A 16,672-nucleotide genomic window follows, 5' to 3' on the forward strand; every position below is an offset into this window, starting at 1 on the left:
AATGGTACTGCCGTAACAGGTGGAAGAGTAGGTCGGCGCCATACCTTACAAACTAAACCCCCTTACTGAATAAGTATGGGGGTTTTCTGCGTTGTGGACGGTGAGGACGGATGGAAAAGCGCAAATATCCTTTAAAGATGTTTGCCCTTTTTTATGATTTTCCAGTTTGGTTAACTTATCAACTTCTCCGGTGATATAGGCAACTCTCTTACTCTTTTGCCGGTAGCATTATATATGGCATTTGCAATTGCAGCGCTTATACCTGTTATTCCAATTTCTCCAATACCGCGTGCGCCAACTGGAGATATGATCATATCAGGCTTCTCGATAAATTTTACTGTGAACTCCGGCATGTCTGCATGTACGGGTACTAAGTATTGGGCTAAATCTTTAGTCACAATTCGTCCACGGTTAGGGTCATAGGTAGTTTGTTCCATTATCGCCATGCCAATCCCGAAGATCATGCCACCCATTATTTGATTGGTAGCTGTTTTTGCATTCATTACGGTTCCGATATCCATTACAGCCACAGCCTTGTCCACTTTAACAGTTCCAAAATCTTTATCCACGAACACTTTTACAAAATGAGCACCGAAGGAGTGGAAAGAATATGGCTTTCTGTCCGTCTTTTCATCAGCTTGTACCGCGGCATTCTGTTTACTTTCTTTCTGTGCTTCTTCGTCTGGGCCGTTACCTGAAGCAGGATTTGCCTCTTGTTGTTGGCGTGTGGACACATTGGTTACCGCTAATGCTTCTACTTTTTGCAACCCCTGTCGATTCATGATCGCTAAAAAGCTTTCTCCGCGTTCAGGTTTACCGGCAATAACCAAGCGTCCGTTTTCTGCTTTTAAATCTTCTTCTTTTTGATTATGCAGTGGGGAGCGGGAGTCACCAATAGCAGCTTTTGCCAATTTGCTGATCGCACCCAAGGCGGCCGCACGTATAGCAGGGCCTACACTGGCGGTTACCTGTGAGCCACCTGAGTTAGCTCCCTTTGGATAACTGCTATTACCCAATTTTACTTTAACCTGGCTAATAGGTAATGATAAGGTGTCTGCTGCTAACTGTGTCATTACTGTATAAGTGCCTGTGCCTATATCTTGCGAAGCACACTCGAATTCAGCACGGCCATCAGCATAAATAATGGCTTTGGCTGTAGAGGCGCCCCTGTTGGCGGGGTAGGTAGCTGTGGCCATGCCGTAGCCCACCCAATAATTGCCCTCCAACTTGGTAGCCGGCTGGGCACTGCGTTGCGTCCAGCCAATCAAATCTGCTCCCTGCTTATAACATTCAGTTAAGTTCTTTGATGAAAACTGTTTGTCATCCTGTAAATCCTTCTCATTATAGTTAGTAAGGCGTAATTGCAAAGGGTCAATTTTGAGATGTTCTGCCAATTCATCCATCGCTACCTCAATGGCATAAGTCCCTACAGACTCGCCTGGTGCACGCATTGGGCACGGTGTACCACGGTTTAGGCGTACTAAATTATGTGCAACATCTGAATTAGGATTGTTGTATAATATGGTGGTTGCTAAACCTGCCGTTTCTATAAATTCATCTACAAATGAACTTTCTACTGTGGTATCATGCTTTATGGATGATACGCAACCTTCGGCATTAGAACCTAAACTGATTTTTTGCAAAGTTTCGGAGCGTCGGCCACCGGTAGTAAATACATCTTGCCGACTTAATACCAATTTCACCGGCCGGTTGATTTGTTTGGCCGCCATTGCTGCAAGCACTGTATTAGGCCATTGAAAACCTTTGGAGCCAAAGCCGCCGCCAATATATAAAGCAATCACTTCCACTTTTTCGGGTTGTACACCTAAAAGGGAGGCCAATAACGTTTTGCTGCCGGCAACACCCTGCGTAGCGTCATATACCGTTAACTTTTCACCCTCCCACTTGGCCATGGTAGCGTGTGGTTCCATGGCATTGTGATGGTATACCGGAGTGGTATATGTTTGCTCTACTTTTACAGGGGCGTTTTGCAATCCTGCATCCGCATCGCCCCGTTTCAATTGCGTTTGTTTGCCGCCTGTGCCTTTACTTGGCTTATAAGCCTGCGCTAAGTTTTTATGTAAATCAATAGCCGGCTGCTCGGTTTGATAAGTGTAGTTTACCAGCTTGGCTGCATATTGGGCCTGTTCCAGCGTTTCCGCTAAAATTAAACCCACAATCTGCCCATCATAAAATATGCGGTTGCTTTGCAGTGGCAATAAATCTTTCTCGGCATACTTGCCGCCTCCGGGATCAGAACTTTGCGGAAAGTGCAGGCTCATGGCGTTCTCATAAGTAATTACTTTGATTATACCCGGAGCACGCATGGCTTTACTGGTATCAACAGCAGTGATGCGTCCTTTTGTAATTGTACTTTTAATAATTACAGCATGTGCCACATTAGCAACTGCAAATTCAGCCGCATAGGGGGCTGTGCCTGTAACTTTAAGTTTGCCGTCAACACGGTCAACCGGTTGGCCTACTAATGCGCTCATGCTATACCTCCTACTTTACTTAAGGCGCGTACCAGCGTACGTTTTGCCAGTTCAATTTTAAATGCGTTGTCTTTATATGGTTTTGCACTGCTCAATGCAATCTCGGCAGCTTCACGGAAAACTTGTACTGATGGAGCCTTGCCTGTTAAGGCCTGCTCGGCTGCCATTGAGCGCCAGGGCTTGGTACCTACACCACCCAAGGCAATGCGGGCGGTGTGGATGGTTCCGCCTTGAACATCTACTATAACAGCAGCTGATGTTAACGCAAATTCATACGAAGCCCTGTCACGCACCTTTAAATAATGTGATTTTGCTGATGCTGGCACAGGTGGTAAAGTAATGGCGGTAATCAACTCTCCAAGTTTCAGATTGTGTTCCAGGTGCGGGGTTTTGCCCGGCAGTAAATGAAAATCAGCAATGGGAATGTTGCGTTCACCTTTTGGCCCCTGTACATGAATGATTGCTCCCAAAGCGGCCATTGCTACACTCATATCAGATGGGTGGGTGGCAATGCAATAATCGCTGGTTCCTAATACTGCATTAGTACGGTTATAACCCGGTATAGAAGAGCATCCTGAACCCGGCTCGCGTTTGTTGCATGGGAAAGCTGTATCGTAAAAATAAGGGCAGCGGGTGCGCTGCATCAGGTTGCCGCCAGTAGATGCTGCATTACGTAATTGCGCCGATGCCCCCGAAAGCAGAGCTTCAGAAAGTACCATATAATTTTGCATAATAAGCGGATGATAGGCCAGGTCGCTGTTTTTTACCAGTGTTCCTATGCGTACACCGCCATTGGGCAAGGCTTCAATTTTGTTATGTTCGAGGCGGGTAATATCAATCAGTTGTTTGGGCATTTCGATATCCAGCTTCATCAAATCAATGAGGTTGGTGCCACCGGCAATATACTTTGAGCCGCTTACTGCAGTAGCTTCCGCAATAGCGCCTCGGCTGTTTTGTGCGCGGGTAAATTTGAAGGGTTCCATAGTGATTGGTCGGTTAAGCGTTGTGTTGAACTTCTTTAATGGCAGCCAAAATATGTTGATAAGCACCGCAACGGCAAATATTGCCGCTCATGGATTCACGTATCTCAGCATCAGTTTTCGCTTTGCCTTCTTTTAACATTCCCACTGCTGAGCAGATCTGCCCCGGGGTACAGTAGCCGCATTGAAAGGCATCATGCTTAATAAAAGCTTGCTGCATAGGGTGTAGCTCGTCGCCTTTGGCCAAGCCTTCAATAGTTGTAATCGCTGAGCCTTCGCACATGGCAGTTAAGTGGAGGCAGGCATTCATGCGCTTGCCATCAATTAACACTGTGCAAGCACCGCATTGCCCATGGTCGCAGCCCTTTTTAGTGCCGGGCAAACCTAAGCGTTCGCGAAGTGCATCCAACAAAGTAACACGAGAGTCTAAGGTAAGGGTATGTGCTTTGCCGTTAATGGTTAAATGAGTAGTTACTTCATTAGTACCTGCAGGCATAGTAACCACATCGGTAGCTTTTGCCAGGGCAGGTGCCGCAGCTAGGCCAAAGCCTGCCGCAGTAATTTGCGTTAAAAAGCCGCGACGCGTAGTGCCGCCCGAAGAAGTATCATCTTGTTCAGGTAGGTCATGGTAATCATTGGTTTCCAAATCAGCTTGAGTTTAGATTAAATAAACAATGCTTTAATCCTTTATGTTTAATGGCGGTACTATTTGTAATTAATATAAATTACTAAGGGTTAATTAATTGTATGAACTTAAACGTAGCTGCAATGTTAGATACGTTGAATGCATTGCGGCTTTATGCCGGCATGTCATTATTTAATTGCGAACTGCTTATGAATACATTAACTGATCAGCAACAAGTAACCAATACGTGGCCTGTTGCTCACCCGCAGCCTGCGGACAAAGGGCTCTCTACTGCTATTACTTTAAAAATTAATGGGCAGGAATGCACTATCCAGGTAGAGCCTTGGGTGAGTTTACTGGATGCGCTGCGTGAATATGTCGGCCTTACCGGTACCAAAAAGGGTTGTGACCATGGCCAGTGTGGTGCCTGCACCGTTTTGGTAGACGGCAAGCGCATTAATTCATGCCTTACGTTGGCAGTAATGAAAAACGGCAGCGAAGTAACCACCATTGAAGGTTTGGCCAAAGGTGATCAGTTACATCCCGTGCAGCAGGCGTTTATTGATTGTGATGCTTTTCAGTGTGGTTATTGTACACCGGGGCAGATCTGTTCAGCGGTGGGTATGCTGCAGGAAGGCAAAGCACAAACTGCCGACGAGATACGTGAGCAAATGAGCGGTAACTTGTGCCGTTGTGGCGCTTATACCAATATAGTAGCCGCCATTGAACAAGCGAAAGGAGAAATGAGCCATGAATAGATTTACTTATGCCCAGGCTCCTGATGTAGCTACGGCCATTGAGGAAACCAATAATTACGAAAGTGCTAAGTTTATTGCTGGTGGTACCAATTTGATTGACTTAATGAAAGCCAATGTGGAGCGGCCCGATCACCTGATTGATCTCAACAAACTTGGCTTTAACGCTATTGAAGAACTGGAAGGTGGTGCCCTGCGCCTTGGTGCTTTTGCTAGCAACGCCGAAACTGCATATGACAGCCGTGTAGCCGAGCGTTTTCCATTGCTGTCAAAAGCTATATTGGCTGGTGCTTCGCCTCAATTGCGTAATGCGGCTACCAATGGTGGTAACTTAATGCAGCGTACACGTTGTTATTATTTTTATGATACGGCTACGCCTTGCAACAAGCGGGAGCCCGGATCAGGGTGCTCAGCAATTGGCGGGTACAACCGGATACTGGCCATATTAGGTACCAGCGAGCAGTGTATTGCTACGCATCCATCAGATATGTGTGTGGCTTTAGCTGCCTTGGGCGCTACCATAAACGTAAGTGGAAAAAATGGCGAACGCAGTATTCCGTTTGCTGAGTTTCACCGCTTGCCGGGAGAAAACCCCGAATTGGACAATACGCTCGCTGCAGGCGATGTAGTAACATCGATTGATCTACCAGCCAACAACTTTGCACAGCATCATACTTATTTAAAAATACGTGACCGTGCTTCTTATGCTTTTGCACTGGTATCAGTAGCCGTGGGTTTGGACATGGACGGGCGTACTATTAAAGAAGCGCGTATGGCTTTGGGAGGTGTAGCACATAAGCCCTGGCGCGACACTGAGGCTGAAGAAATGCTGAAAGGACAAGAAGCTACCGAAGAAAACTTTAAAAAAGTGGCCGAGAAAGTGCTGACCGGCGCTAAAGGTTATGGAGACAATACATTTAAAATTGAATTGGCTAAACGTGCCATTGTAAGGGCGTTGCAGCAAGCCGCCGGATTGGAGGAACAAGCATGAGTACTACAAATTACATCGGCCAGCCGGTAAACCGTGTAGACGGCCGCGCCAAAGTAACCGGTATTGCTAAATATGCAGCCGATTACAATACAGATATTGATATTGTACATGCTTATGTACTATCAAGCCCGGTTACCAAAGGTAAAATAACCGCTATTGATACCAGGCAGGCGCTGGCACAAAAAGGCGTATTACAGGTGTTTACCCATGAAAATGTAATGAAAACTGCCTGGTTTGACCGCAAGTACAAAGACCAGGATGCGCCTAAAAAAGGGTCGCCATTCCGCCCCTTGCAAAGCAATGAGATACAATTCAGCCTGCAGCCCATTGCTTTAGTGGTAGCCGAAACTTTTGAGCTGGCCCGTTATGCTTCCACCTTAATTCATGTGGAATATGAGGTAGATACAGAACTGCAAACAGGGTTGGATTTAAACCTGGATAAGGCTAAAAAGCCGAGTACTTATAAAGTTCCGGTGACTAAGCCACGAGGGGATGCTGAAAAGGCAGTAGATGAAGCGGCTTATCTGGTACAAGAGGCTTACTATCATGGTAGCGAGCACCATAACCCTATGGAAATGCATGCTACCACCGTAATTTATGGTAATGATGATAAGCTGACTATTTACGATAAGACACAGGGAGTTAGTAATAGCCAGAGTTATGTAACTGACATTTTTGGCCTGTCGGCAGATCAGGCCCGTGTAGTGTCTCCTTATGTGGGTGGCGCTTTCGGCTCGGGTTTAAGGCCGCAGTACCAATTGTTTTTGGCTGTATTAGCAGCTTTAGAATTAAAGCGTTCAGTAAAATTGATGCTCACCAGGCCGCAAATGTTTTCATTCGGCCATCGTCCGGCCACCATACAACGTATTGCCGCAGGTGCATCAGCCGATGGTAAAGTAACGGTAATCACCAATGATGCGTTTACTGAAACTTCGCAGTTTGAAGAATATACTGAAAACATCGTTAACTGGTCGGGCTTGCTGTACCAGTGCGATAATGTCACTTTCTCGCATCAGATAGTACCGCTCGATGTATATACCCCATTGGATATGCGTGCACCGGGTGGAGTAACCGGCGTGTATGCCATAGAAGTAGCCATTGATGAATTAGCCAACAAAGCCGGCATAGATCCGCTGGAGTTCAGGTTGATGAACTATGCCGAAACTGACCAGAATGATGATAAACCTTTTTCCAGCAAAGAGCTACGTGCCTGTTATCAGCAAGGTGCCGAAAGATTTGGCTGGAGCAAGCGCAACCCGTTGCCGCGCAGTACCCGTGAGGGTAATTGCCTGGTAGGTTGGGGTGTGGCTACCGGTGCCTGGGAGGCACAGCAAATGCCAGCCCGCGCCAAAGCCAAACTTTCGGTAAATGGTAAGCTGCTGGTAAGCAGTGGTACATCAGATATAGGAACCGGTACTTATGTGAGCATGACGCAGATTGCCGCCGAAACCCTGGGGCTGCCCTTAGAGGACGTAACCTTTGTGTTGGGCGATACCAATTTGCCAATGGCGCCGCTTCAAGGTGGTTCCTGGACAGCCTCCACTATTGGCTCGGCCGTAAAATCAGTTTGCGAAACCTTGCAAACCCGTTTGTTGCGTTTAGCAAAAGACCTGAAAGACTCGCCTTTTGCTGATGCAGATAAAGAAGATGTGATTTTTGCTGACGGCAAAATCACATTAAAGGCCGATACTTCAAAATCATTGGAGTACACCTACCTGATGCAGGAAAGCGGTAAAAATTATATTGAGGAAGATACCACCTCATTACCCAATATGCTGAAACAAAAAGGCTACTCTCGCTATACGCATTCTGCTGTGTTTGTAGAGGTAAAGATAGATGAAAGCTTAGGTACTATTCATGTTACCCGCGTGGTAAGCGCCGTAGCCGCAGGCCGTATTATTAATACCAAAACCTCACGCAGCCAGGTACTGGGCGGAGTAGTTTGGGGTATTAGTCAGGCCCTGCACGAAGATTCGGTAATGGATATTAACAACGGCCGCTTTATGAACCACGATTTTGCCGAGTATCACATCCCGGTAAACGCCGACATACAGGATATTGACGTCATTTTTGTAGAAGAACACGATGATATTGTAAACCCTTTAGGGGCTAAAGGCCTGGGTGAAATTGGTATTGTGGGCGTAGCTGCGGCCATATCCAACGCGGTTTATCACGCCACCGGAAAACGGGTACGTGATTTGCCTATCCAACTGAATAAGGTGATGTAATTTATAAAACGTTATACGGTTTGAGCAATAAGGGGAGCCTGCAAAACAAGCTCCCCTTATTTTATGTAATTTTGTGAACACAACTTTTCCATGGCAACAGCGTCCGAAAAAACATTTACCCATATCAACCCTGAAACCAATAGCCCGGCTATGGTTGATGTAAGCGATAAGCAAATTACCAAACGCATAGCTAAAGCTCGTAGCGTGGTGGTGCTGGGCGATGAAATTATGCAGCAGTTGGCAGGTAATGATATCCAAACCAAAAAAGGGCCGGTTTTTCAAACCGCCATTATAGCCGGTACTATGGCCGCTAAAAAAACCAGCGACCTGATACCACTTTGCCATCCGCTGGCTTTAGAGAATTGTAAAGTGGAAATTTCGGTAAACGAACATCAGGAAGTGGTAATTGAATGTACTGCCATCATCACTTCTAAAACAGGTGTAGAAATGGAAGCCCTGACAGGCGCGAGCGTAGCCGCTTTAACTATTTACGATATGTGCAAAGCCTTTTCGCATAATATTATGATTAAAGAAACGCGTTTGATAGAAAAAACAGGAGGGAAAAGTGACTTCAGCGCAAAATAAACCGCATCAGAAACATGCGGCCATCCCAAGAGCAGCTTCAGGCGAATTTCATCGTAACGAACTGGCCATATTGGGTATGCCATGCGGCGATATTCAGCAACTGGCCCGACAAATAATTTCTGCCCTGGCAGCACAATACCAAATTGCTTATGTAGATGCCGACCATAAAGCGGAACTGCTTGCCACTGATGCCATGCTATCGCATGGTGCAGCGGTAGAGTTTACCGATCAGATCACTTCACGCAAGGTGGTTTATCAAAAGCAATTCAACAGTTTTGAGCAGAAAACTTTGTTTAATAACCAGGATTTGGTGCTCGTAAATGGCAATCACTTTAAAGCCAGATACCAGATTGCGGTGATTGATGAGCGTAAGCCCTTGGCTAAAAAGCTGGATAAACTAACGGATGTTCAACTCTTTCTATTTACAGATGGTATCACTGAACTACCCGAAAATCTATTAGCGTACAACAGTGACTTGGCAAAGGTGCCGGTATTGTCAATTCATCAAACAAAAGAGATAGCTGCATTTATTGAACAATGGCTAAACAATCGTAAGCCACAGCTAAACGGCCTGGTGCTGGCGGGAGGTAAGAGCACCCGCATGCAAACTGATAAGGGAAGCCTGACGTATTATGGGCAAAGCCAGCGCCAGCATACTTATCAACTTTTAAATGCACTTTGCAGCCGTGCTTATATCTCGTATGCTGATGAGCAATCAGTAAACCGGGAGGAAAATTTGGATTATATTACGGATCAATATTTAGGCTTAGGCCCATTAGGTGGAATATTATCTGCTTTTCAGCAACAGCCCGATGCAGCCTGGTTAACCGTAGCTTGCGATTTACCTTACTTATCAGCCGAAACCTTGAATTACCTGGTACAGCACCGCAACCCATCCAAACTGGCTACCGCCTTTATAGACCCAGAAGGAAAGTTCCCGGAACCCTTAATTTCCATATGGGAACCCCGCGCTTATGCTATATTGCTGCAGTTTTTGGGGATGGGGTATTCCTGCCCGCGCAAAGTGCTGATCAATTCAGATATTGAACTATTGCAGGCACCAAACATACAGGATCTGCAAAACATTAATCACCCGCATGAGCGGGATGAAGCCATGCAGCATATTAAGGTTTCCGGATGAAAACGATTATATTGTCCCGGCGAACATCAAAAATCAAAACGAAGTCAGTAATCGTTAACCTATCATGAAGCGGCTCATAATTCTTTTCACCATTGCCTTATTGCCGTTATTTGGGCAAGCGCAACAGTTACGAATAGCCGTAGCTGCCAACGCCCAGTTTGTAGCTAAAGCTTTGGCAGCCGAATTTAAAAAAGAAACCGGTTTGAATGCTGAACTGATTATAGGTGCTTCGGGTAAATTTACTACTCAAATTGAGCAGGGTGCACCCTTCGATGTCTTTCTTTCTGCTGATATGAAGTATCCGCAAGAGTTGTACAATAAAGGGCTAACTACAACCCGGCCTAAGCCTTATGCTTATGGCAAACTGGTGTTGTGGACGTTAAGCAATACTAATATCAATACAGGGTTATGCGTGCTTACACAGCCGGCTTTTACTAAAATTGCTGTGGCCAATCCTAAACTGGCACCTTATGGCGAGGCGGCTATCCAGGCGTTAACTAAGCTCAAATTGTATCAGCGGGTACAGTCTAAAATAGTGTATGGCGAAAGTATTGCCCAGGTGAACCAATACCTGTTAACCGGTGCGGCAAATGCGGCATTTACAGCAAAATCAGTAGTGCTGGATGCAACCCAAGCCAACAAAGGCAAATGGGTAGAGGTGCCTGCGAATTTATACCGGCCTATTGCGCAGGGCGTGGTGATTTTAAAGCAGACTTCACACCAGCAGCAGGCACAAAAATTTTACACGTTTATCTTTAGCTCCAGGGCTAAACAAATTTTTGAAAAATATGGATACCAATAGAATCAACAAAGTTCAGGGCGTAATTGAACAGGTAGCTACGGATGGACATGTATCATTAGCTACGGTAACTGCCGGCGAAGATACCTTTACCGCTTTGGCTTACACTACACCTGCAAACGCAGAATGGCTGCAAAGCGGTAAAACTGTAGGCTTGGAGTTCAAAGCGGGCGATATGGCCATTGCCAAATCTTTTTCAGGTGAAATCAGTATTCGTAATTATTTTCAGGCTACGGTTACAGGTGTAGAGGCAGGGAATGTGCTTACAGAAGTGATTTTAGATTACAAAGGCCAAACACTATATGCTGTAATTACTAACAATGCTGCTACTGCTTTAGAATTAAAAGAAGGAGATGCGGTAACCGGCTTGGTGAAATCAACTGAACTGGCAGTTAATTACGAATAGTACAGGCATTTGATGGATTACCAACCCTTATGGCTTACCTTAAAGCTGGCGCTGATGACTACAATTGGTTTAAGTGCGTTTGGTATTCCTTTGGCTGCCTTACTGTTTTTTAGCAAATCGCGTTTTAAACCTGTAGCCGAAGCGGTAATCAGCCTGCCGCTGGTACTGCCCCCTTCGGTACTGGGCTTTTATTTGTTGCTGGCCTTTAGTCCGGCCAATTGGTTAGGCAGCCACTTGCTGAGTTGGTTTAACCTGCGCTTGGTATTTACCTTTACCGGGCTGGTAATTGGTTCTATGCTTTACAGCTTACCCTTTATGGTACAGCCTATACAGGCCGGGTTGGAAACGCTGCCGCTGAATCTGCAGCAGGCAGCTTATACCTTAGGAAAATCGCGCCGGCAAACGCTGTTGCGTGTATTATTGCCAAACATTAAACCTGCACTGCTAAGCGGTATCATCCTTACCTTTGCGCATACATTGGGCGAATTTGGTTTGGTGCTGATGATTGGCGGCAATATCCCGGGGGTGAGCCGTGTAGCCTCTATCGCTATTTATGACGAAGCCGAGGCGCTGAATTTTCACAATGCGCATATTTATTCGGCCATTTTATTAGCTATATCATTCATCATACTGTTAGTGGTGTATACTACCAACAGGCACTTGTTTAAAAAGCGGCTGGCCTCATGATAAAGCTGCGCATCAAAAAGCAGCTCCGCTTAGTTGAGGGTATTGCTGATTTACATATAGATACAGAATTTCCCACGGGTAAAATATCGGCTCTATACGGCCCATCGGGCGCCGGTAAATCAACCTTGCTTCATATCATAGCGGGATTAATGCAGCCGGATGAAGGATATATAGAAGTAAACGGCCGGGTATGGCTCGATACCAGTCGCCGCATCAACCTGCCGCCTCAACAACGCAATACCGGCTTGATGTTTCAGGATTATGCCCTGTTCCCGAACATGACGGTGGCCGAAAACCTCTTTTTTGCTGCCCCTAACGGAAAAAATGCAAATGCACAGGTAAACGAATTGTTAGAACTTATACAATTACAAGACCTGCGCAATTCGAAACCTGGCCGGCTTTCAGGCGGTCAGCAGCAACGGGTGGCATTGGCCCGCGCCATCATTAAACAACCTGAAGTGTTGCTGTTAGATGAGCCTTTATCAGCTTTGGATTATAACATGCGGCAGGAGTTGCGCCAGGTTATTGCACAAATACAGCAAGCACAGCAATTCACTACGCTTATGGTGAGCCATGAGATAAGTGAAATTTACTATTTAGCCAGTCATGTACTGCATTTGGATAGTGGTAAAGTAGTCGCTCAGGGCACACCCGGGCACCTATTTGGTTCACCAGAAAATAATACACTGACGTTTACTGCCGAAATACTGCAGATAACATCAACTCATCTCGAAGTGATTGTAAATAGCAAGTTGTTGACCCTGCCTTTAAGTGTGTTGAATGGAACTACATATAATACCGGGCAAAAAGTGACGCTATTATGTAGTCCGGCCGACTTAACTATACAAAAGCTTTCTTAACTTTATATACCGATGCAAAACTATAGATTGCTGCTCTTGTTGTTAACAGCAATTCAGTGCTGATGTAAAGCTATAATTTATACATTTACTTTATGAACATTTTGCTGTTCGGTATTACCCGCGAAATTATTGGTAAGCAAACGCTTACCGTTCCGGAAACCGAACCTATACATACAGTGGCCGAGCTGAAAAGCTGGCTGCAAAACCAATATCCGGCCTTAAAACAATTAAGTTCTTTAGCCATAGCGGTAGATAGTGCTTATGCCGAAAATGAAGATGTTTTAACCACCGATAGCGAAATTGCATTAATACCACCTGTAAGCGGAGGATGATTTGAGTGTCAATACGATTAAAATAGTTGAACATATTGATTTGAACGAAGCCTACACCGCTTTGCATTCACCCCAGGCCGGAGCTGTAAATTTGTTTGTAGGTACAGTGCGTAACCACAATAAAGGTAAAGCGGTTATCCACTTGGATTTTGAAGCTTATGATGTAATGGCTATTAAGCAAATGGAAATTATTGCTGAACGGGCGCAGGCTGAATGGCCGCTGGAAAAGTTAGTAATGATACATGCCAAGGGCGCTAAAGAGCCGGGTGTGCCCGTGGTGGTGGTGGGTGTTTCCTCGGCTCATCGCGATGCTTCCTTTGAGGCCTGTCGCTTTTTAATTGATGAGCTAAAGAAAACAGTACCCATCTGGAAAAAAGAATTTTATGAGGATAACAGCGTTTGGATAAATGCACATCCCTGAAAGATAAAAAATGAGCGAAAGTAAATTAGTTGATAAGTACGGAAGGCAGCTCAATTACCTGAGGCTATCGGTGACTGACCGGTGTAACTTCAGGTGCTATTATTGTATGCCCGAGGAAGGGGTGGACTTTGCCAAGCGCAGCGAATTATTGTCGTTTGATGAAATGTACCAGCTGTCGGCTATCTTTTGCAACATGGGTATATCAAAAATCCGTATTACCGGGGGCGAACCTTTTGTTCGTAATGGTATTATGCCTTTTTTAAACAAACTGAGCAGGGTAGAAGGTTTAAAGGAAATTACAGTAACCAGTAATGGCACCTTATCAGCTAAATACCAGGCAGAGCTGTTGAATTTAGGCATCCGCAAAATCAATATCAGTTTAGATTCATTAGACAAGCACCGCTTTTATCAGATTACCCGTCGTGATAGTTTTGATGAGGTATATCAAGGTATTTTCAAGTTGCTCAATGATGGTTTTGAAATAAAACTGAATTGTGTAGTGGCCGAAAATAAAAATATAGGGGACATTATACCATTCATTGAACTTACCCGCCATTACCCATTGGCAGTACGCTTTTTGGAAGAAATGCCTTTTAACGGTAGCCAAGCCGAAATAAAAGCCGACTGGGATTATCAGCGCATATTGGATCACATCCATCAGCATTACCCGGAGGTGAACCGGTTAATCAGTGAGCGTAGTTCAACTTCGGTAAACTACCAGGTGCCGGGCTATGTAGGTAGCTTTGGGGTAATTCCATCTTTCAGCCGTACGTTTTGCGGTACCTGCAACCGGGTGCGCTTGTCAGCTACCGGTGAATTGCGTACCTGTTTATATGGCCCGCCTGTAGTTAACCTGCGCGATGTGTTGCGCCGTGGCGCTTCGGTGAACGATGTAGAACAGGAAATTTTAAACGCTGTGGCTCAGCGTGAGCCGGATGGCTATGCTGCTCAAACACTGGCTAACAATTCTGTCCACCAATCCATGTCGGTGTTAGGTGGATAAACAGTTTTAACATCTCTTCATGAACACATATACCCGATATAACCGCCAGATACAGCTTCCGGGTTTTGGCTATGAGGCCCAGCAAAAATTACAGCGTGCCAAGGTTTTGGTTATTGGTGCCGGAGGTTTGGGTGTGCCGGTGCTACAGTATTTAACCGGGATGGGCATTGGTACCATTGGCCTGGCCGATGGCGATACGGTAAACGTAACCAACCTGCACCGCCAGGTGTTGTACGGCGATATAGATGTGCAGCAGTCTAAAGTAGGTATAGCGGTTAAAAAGTTGGCTGCCCAAAATCGTCAGGTAAAACTGCAGCCATTTTTCGAACAGGTAACCCGTGACAATATACTGCCATTGGTACAACAATATGATTTGGTGATTGATGCTACTGATAATTTCAGCGCCCGATACTTAATCAATGATGCCTGTGTGATGCTAAATAAGCCTTACATATACGGCGCAGTGCACCAGCACGAAGGGCAGGTGAGTGTATTCAACTATCAGGATGGGCCAACCTATCGCTGCCTGTACCCCGTACCGCCATCCGCAGGTGAGATACCTGATTGCAATACGGCAGGGGTGTTGGGCGTGGTGCCGGGCATTATTGGCTGCCAGCAGGCTTTGCAGGCAGTAAAAGTAATTACCGGCTTGGGCAAAACCTTATCGGGCTGGCTGCAAATTGTTGATTTTTTTAACGATGAACAATACAAAATTAAATTAAAAGCCAAGGCTGAAAATAAGCAGATCAGGCAGTTGCAAGCCAGTTATGAGCCAACTGTTTGCCATACTATTTCTACAATAAAGCCGCACGAACTGGACGACTGGCTGAAAGCGGGTAAAGCCATCTATTTGATGGATATACGTGAAGAAAACGAATATGCCCAAATGCACCTCGAACCCTCCCATCTGCATCCGCTATCAATATTTAACGCTGCTGAGATAAATATTGCGCCTGATACTACCGTAGTTACCTTTTGCCAAAAGGGAAGCCGGAGTTTACAGGCTGCCCAGCGGTTACAAGAGCGCTACCCTGATTTAAATATCTACAGTTTGCAGGGTGGCCTGGAACAATGGTTTTTGGAAATGGGTAACCAGCGCATCATTCGCAACTAAACTGTAACGATAACAAGTCAGCTTATTTTCAACCTATGATTTCTGTACAAGAAGCCTATCACCTCATTCTGCAGCAAGAACGTAATTTCGGAACCGAGCAAGTGCCGATATTGCAAGCCACTGGCCGTACCATGGCGCAAAAAGTAGTTGCCGACCGCGATTTCCCGCCTTATAACCGGGTGATGATGGATGGTATCGCCATACGAAAAGATGCTTTTGCAAATGGTCAGCGCAGCTTTCATATACAAGCGGTACAAGCAGCGGGTCAGCCGGTAATGCAGTTAATTGATGTCAACGCTTGTCTTGAGGTGATGACGGGCGCCATGCTTCCGATAGATACAGATGTTGTAATTCGTTACGAAGACTGTACCATTGAAAATAACATTGCTACGGTACATTTAAATGCGGTTAATTTATTCCAAAACGTACATCAACAGGGTACCGATACAAAGGCGGGCCAGGTGCTTGTTGAAGAAAATCAGGAAATTACCCCCGGCATTGTCGCTTTGATGGCTACGGTTGGTTTAAGTATAGTAAATGTGCACAAATTGCCTGCAGTTGCCATCTGTGCCACCGGCGATGAACTGATAGAGGTAGACCAACAGCCGCTGCCACACCAAATCCGTCAATCCAACAGCTATATGCTGGCGGCAGCCTTATTAAAAGAAGGCATCACAGCCGACCGTTATCATCTCATTGATGAGCCTAACGAAATGCGTGTGCAACTGGAGAATATCATCAGTCAGTATGACGTAATCTTGTTTTCGGGCGCGGTATCAAAAGGAAAATTCGATTACTTGCCCAACGTATTGCAGGATTTAGGTATGCAGCAAATATTCCACAGTATTGCTCAGCGGCCAGGTAAGCCGTTCCTGTTTGGCAGCTTTCCGGATCAGGCTTTGGTGTTTGCCTTCCCGGGTAACCCAGTATCCACCTTTGTATGTTTTGAATTGTATTTTAAAGACTGGTTATATCAAAATCTGCACTTGCAACGCCAAAAATTTCAGGCTCGTTTAACACAACCAGTGAACTTCAAACCTGAGTTAAGTTATCATATCCCTGCTCAGGTAACATGGCATGAGAGTGAGGCTTGGGTAACACCTGTGGGGATGTCGGGCTCGGGCGATTTAACCGCTTTGCTAAAAGCGAATGCGTTAATTACCCTACCAGCCGATGAAAATGCATGGGCAGAAAATGATTTGGTAAAGGTAGTTTTGTTGTACTGATTTGCAGGGGATGTCATTAAGGTT

Annotated in this window: 17 protein-coding genes; 14 read left to right on the forward strand and 3 right to left on the reverse strand. The window is 45.6% G+C overall.

The genetic code is table 11. The features are described 5' to 3' along the window. Positions 1 to 170: 170 nt before the first annotated feature. From ACYVNW_RS00005 to ACYVNW_RS00015, 3 genes are read right to left on the reverse strand one after another with little or no spacing between them, the layout of a single operon-like run. Positions 171 to 2,495, reverse strand: a complete 2,325-nt coding sequence (locus ACYVNW_RS00005; protein WP_460677775.1) for a xanthine dehydrogenase family protein molybdopterin-binding subunit — start codon at positions 2,493 to 2,495, stop codon at positions 171 to 173. Beyond that, on the reverse strand, positions 2,492 to 3,478 hold the full coding sequence (locus ACYVNW_RS00010) for an FAD binding domain-containing protein (RefSeq protein ID WP_460677776.1): 987 nt from the start codon (positions 3,476 to 3,478) through the stop codon (positions 2,492 to 2,494). The genes ACYVNW_RS00005 and ACYVNW_RS00010 overlap by 4 nt, the downstream gene beginning before the upstream one ends. 13 nt (positions 3,479 to 3,491) lie before the next feature. Beyond that, the gene (locus ACYVNW_RS00015; RefSeq protein ID WP_460677777.1) at positions 3,492 to 4,121 is read right to left on the reverse strand and encodes a (2Fe-2S)-binding protein; all 630 of its coding nucleotides are present in this window, start codon (positions 4,119 to 4,121) and stop codon (positions 3,492 to 3,494) included. 188 nt (positions 4,122 to 4,309) lie between these two features. On the opposite strand from ACYVNW_RS00015, the gene ACYVNW_RS00020 reads away from it, so the two are divergent. From ACYVNW_RS00020 to ACYVNW_RS00085, 14 genes are all read left to right on the forward strand, one after another. Next, positions 4,310 to 4,858, forward strand: coding sequence for a (2Fe-2S)-binding protein (locus ACYVNW_RS00020; protein ID WP_460677778.1), 549 nt, complete (start codon positions 4,310 to 4,312; stop codon positions 4,856 to 4,858). Further along, a complete protein-coding gene (locus tag ACYVNW_RS00025; protein ID WP_460677779.1) occupies positions 4,851 to 5,846 on the forward strand; it encodes an FAD binding domain-containing protein in 996 nt (331 codons plus the stop codon). Before ACYVNW_RS00020 ends, ACYVNW_RS00025 begins: the two co-directional genes overlap by 8 nt. Then, positions 5,843 to 8,074 carry a xanthine dehydrogenase family protein molybdopterin-binding subunit gene (locus ACYVNW_RS00030; protein WP_460677780.1) on the forward strand — a complete coding sequence of 744 codons (2,232 nt, stop codon included), beginning with the start codon at positions 5,843 to 5,845 and terminating at the stop codon, positions 8,072 to 8,074. Before ACYVNW_RS00025 ends, ACYVNW_RS00030 begins: the two co-directional genes overlap by 4 nt. A 90-nt stretch (positions 8,075 to 8,164) precedes the next feature. Continuing rightward, positions 8,165 to 8,659, forward strand: a complete 495-nt coding sequence (moaC, locus tag ACYVNW_RS00035; protein ID WP_460677781.1) for a cyclic pyranopterin monophosphate synthase MoaC — start codon at positions 8,165 to 8,167, stop codon at positions 8,657 to 8,659. After that, positions 8,640 to 9,800 (forward strand): NTP transferase domain-containing protein, encoded by a 1,161-nt coding sequence (locus tag ACYVNW_RS00040; protein WP_460677782.1) that lies wholly within the window; start codon positions 8,640 to 8,642, stop codon positions 9,798 to 9,800. The genes moaC and ACYVNW_RS00040 overlap by 20 nt, the downstream gene beginning before the upstream one ends. Before the next feature lie 64 nt (positions 9,801 to 9,864). Next, positions 9,865 to 10,602: a molybdate ABC transporter substrate-binding protein gene (gene modA, locus ACYVNW_RS00045; RefSeq protein ID WP_460677783.1), complete on the forward strand. Its 738-nt coding sequence runs from the start codon at positions 9,865 to 9,867 to the stop codon at positions 10,600 to 10,602. After that, positions 10,589 to 11,005 (forward strand): TOBE domain-containing protein, encoded by a 417-nt coding sequence (locus ACYVNW_RS00050; protein WP_460677784.1) that lies wholly within the window; start codon positions 10,589 to 10,591, stop codon positions 11,003 to 11,005. The genes modA and ACYVNW_RS00050 overlap by 14 nt, the downstream gene beginning before the upstream one ends. 12 nt (positions 11,006 to 11,017) lie before the next feature. Further along, on the forward strand, positions 11,018 to 11,692 hold the full coding sequence (modB, locus tag ACYVNW_RS00055) for a molybdate ABC transporter permease subunit (protein ID WP_460677785.1): 675 nt from the start codon (positions 11,018 to 11,020) through the stop codon (positions 11,690 to 11,692). Then, entirely contained in the window at positions 11,689 to 12,552 is an 864-nt protein-coding gene (locus tag ACYVNW_RS00060; RefSeq protein ID WP_460677786.1) for a sulfate/molybdate ABC transporter ATP-binding protein, read from the forward strand. Before modB ends, ACYVNW_RS00060 begins: the two co-directional genes overlap by 4 nt. 92 nt (positions 12,553 to 12,644) lie before the next feature. After that, positions 12,645 to 12,884, forward strand: a complete 240-nt coding sequence (locus ACYVNW_RS00065; RefSeq protein ID WP_460677787.1) for a MoaD/ThiS family protein — start codon at positions 12,645 to 12,647, stop codon at positions 12,882 to 12,884. Position 12,885: 1 nt separating this feature from the next. Further along, positions 12,886 to 13,305 (forward strand): molybdenum cofactor biosynthesis protein MoaE, encoded by a 420-nt coding sequence (locus ACYVNW_RS00070; protein WP_460677788.1) that lies wholly within the window; start codon positions 12,886 to 12,888, stop codon positions 13,303 to 13,305. A gap of 10 nt (positions 13,306 to 13,315) precedes the next feature. Continuing rightward, positions 13,316 to 14,308, forward strand: coding sequence for a GTP 3',8-cyclase MoaA (gene moaA, locus ACYVNW_RS00075; protein ID WP_460677789.1), 993 nt, complete (start codon positions 13,316 to 13,318; stop codon positions 14,306 to 14,308). A gap of 19 nt (positions 14,309 to 14,327) precedes the next feature. Continuing rightward, complete coding sequence (locus ACYVNW_RS00080) at positions 14,328 to 15,422, forward strand: ThiF family adenylyltransferase (RefSeq protein ID WP_460677790.1); 1,095 nt, start codon at positions 14,328 to 14,330, stop codon at positions 15,420 to 15,422. 35 nt (positions 15,423 to 15,457) lie between these two features. Then, the gene (locus ACYVNW_RS00085; RefSeq protein ID WP_460677791.1) at positions 15,458 to 16,648 is read left to right on the forward strand and encodes a molybdopterin molybdotransferase MoeA; all 1,191 of its coding nucleotides are present in this window, start codon (positions 15,458 to 15,460) and stop codon (positions 16,646 to 16,648) included. Positions 16,649 to 16,672 lie beyond the last annotated feature (24 nt).

The organism is Mucilaginibacter koreensis (genome assembly GCF_054783355.1).

Coding starts and splice junctions, on each gene's coding strand:
- ACYVNW_RS00005 (WP_460677775.1), bottom strand. CDS start 2,495: ATGAGCGCATTAGTAGGCCAACCGGTTGACCGTGTTGACGGCAAACTT.
- ACYVNW_RS00010 (WP_460677776.1), bottom strand. CDS start 3,478: ATGGAACCCTTCAAATTTACCCGCGCACAAAACAGCCGAGGCGCTATT.
- ACYVNW_RS00020 (WP_460677778.1), top strand. CDS start 4,310: ATGAATACATTAACTGATCAGCAACAAGTAACCAATACGTGGCCTGTT.
- ACYVNW_RS00025 (WP_460677779.1), top strand. CDS start 4,851: ATGAATAGATTTACTTATGCCCAGGCTCCTGATGTAGCTACGGCCATT.
- ACYVNW_RS00030 (WP_460677780.1), top strand. CDS start 5,843: ATGAGTACTACAAATTACATCGGCCAGCCGGTAAACCGTGTAGACGGC.
- moaC (WP_460677781.1), top strand. CDS start 8,165: ATGGCAACAGCGTCCGAAAAAACATTTACCCATATCAACCCTGAAACC.
- modA (WP_460677783.1), top strand. CDS start 9,865: ATGAAGCGGCTCATAATTCTTTTCACCATTGCCTTATTGCCGTTATTT.
- ACYVNW_RS00050 (WP_460677784.1), top strand. CDS start 10,589: ATGGATACCAATAGAATCAACAAAGTTCAGGGCGTAATTGAACAGGTA.
- modB (WP_460677785.1), top strand. CDS start 11,018: ATGGATTACCAACCCTTATGGCTTACCTTAAAGCTGGCGCTGATGACT.
- ACYVNW_RS00060 (WP_460677786.1), top strand. CDS start 11,689: ATGATAAAGCTGCGCATCAAAAAGCAGCTCCGCTTAGTTGAGGGTATT.
- ACYVNW_RS00065 (WP_460677787.1), top strand. CDS start 12,645: ATGAACATTTTGCTGTTCGGTATTACCCGCGAAATTATTGGTAAGCAA.
- moaA (WP_460677789.1), top strand. CDS start 13,316: ATGAGCGAAAGTAAATTAGTTGATAAGTACGGAAGGCAGCTCAATTAC.
- ACYVNW_RS00080 (WP_460677790.1), top strand. CDS start 14,328: ATGAACACATATACCCGATATAACCGCCAGATACAGCTTCCGGGTTTT.
- ACYVNW_RS00085 (WP_460677791.1), top strand. CDS start 15,458: ATGATTTCTGTACAAGAAGCCTATCACCTCATTCTGCAGCAAGAACGT.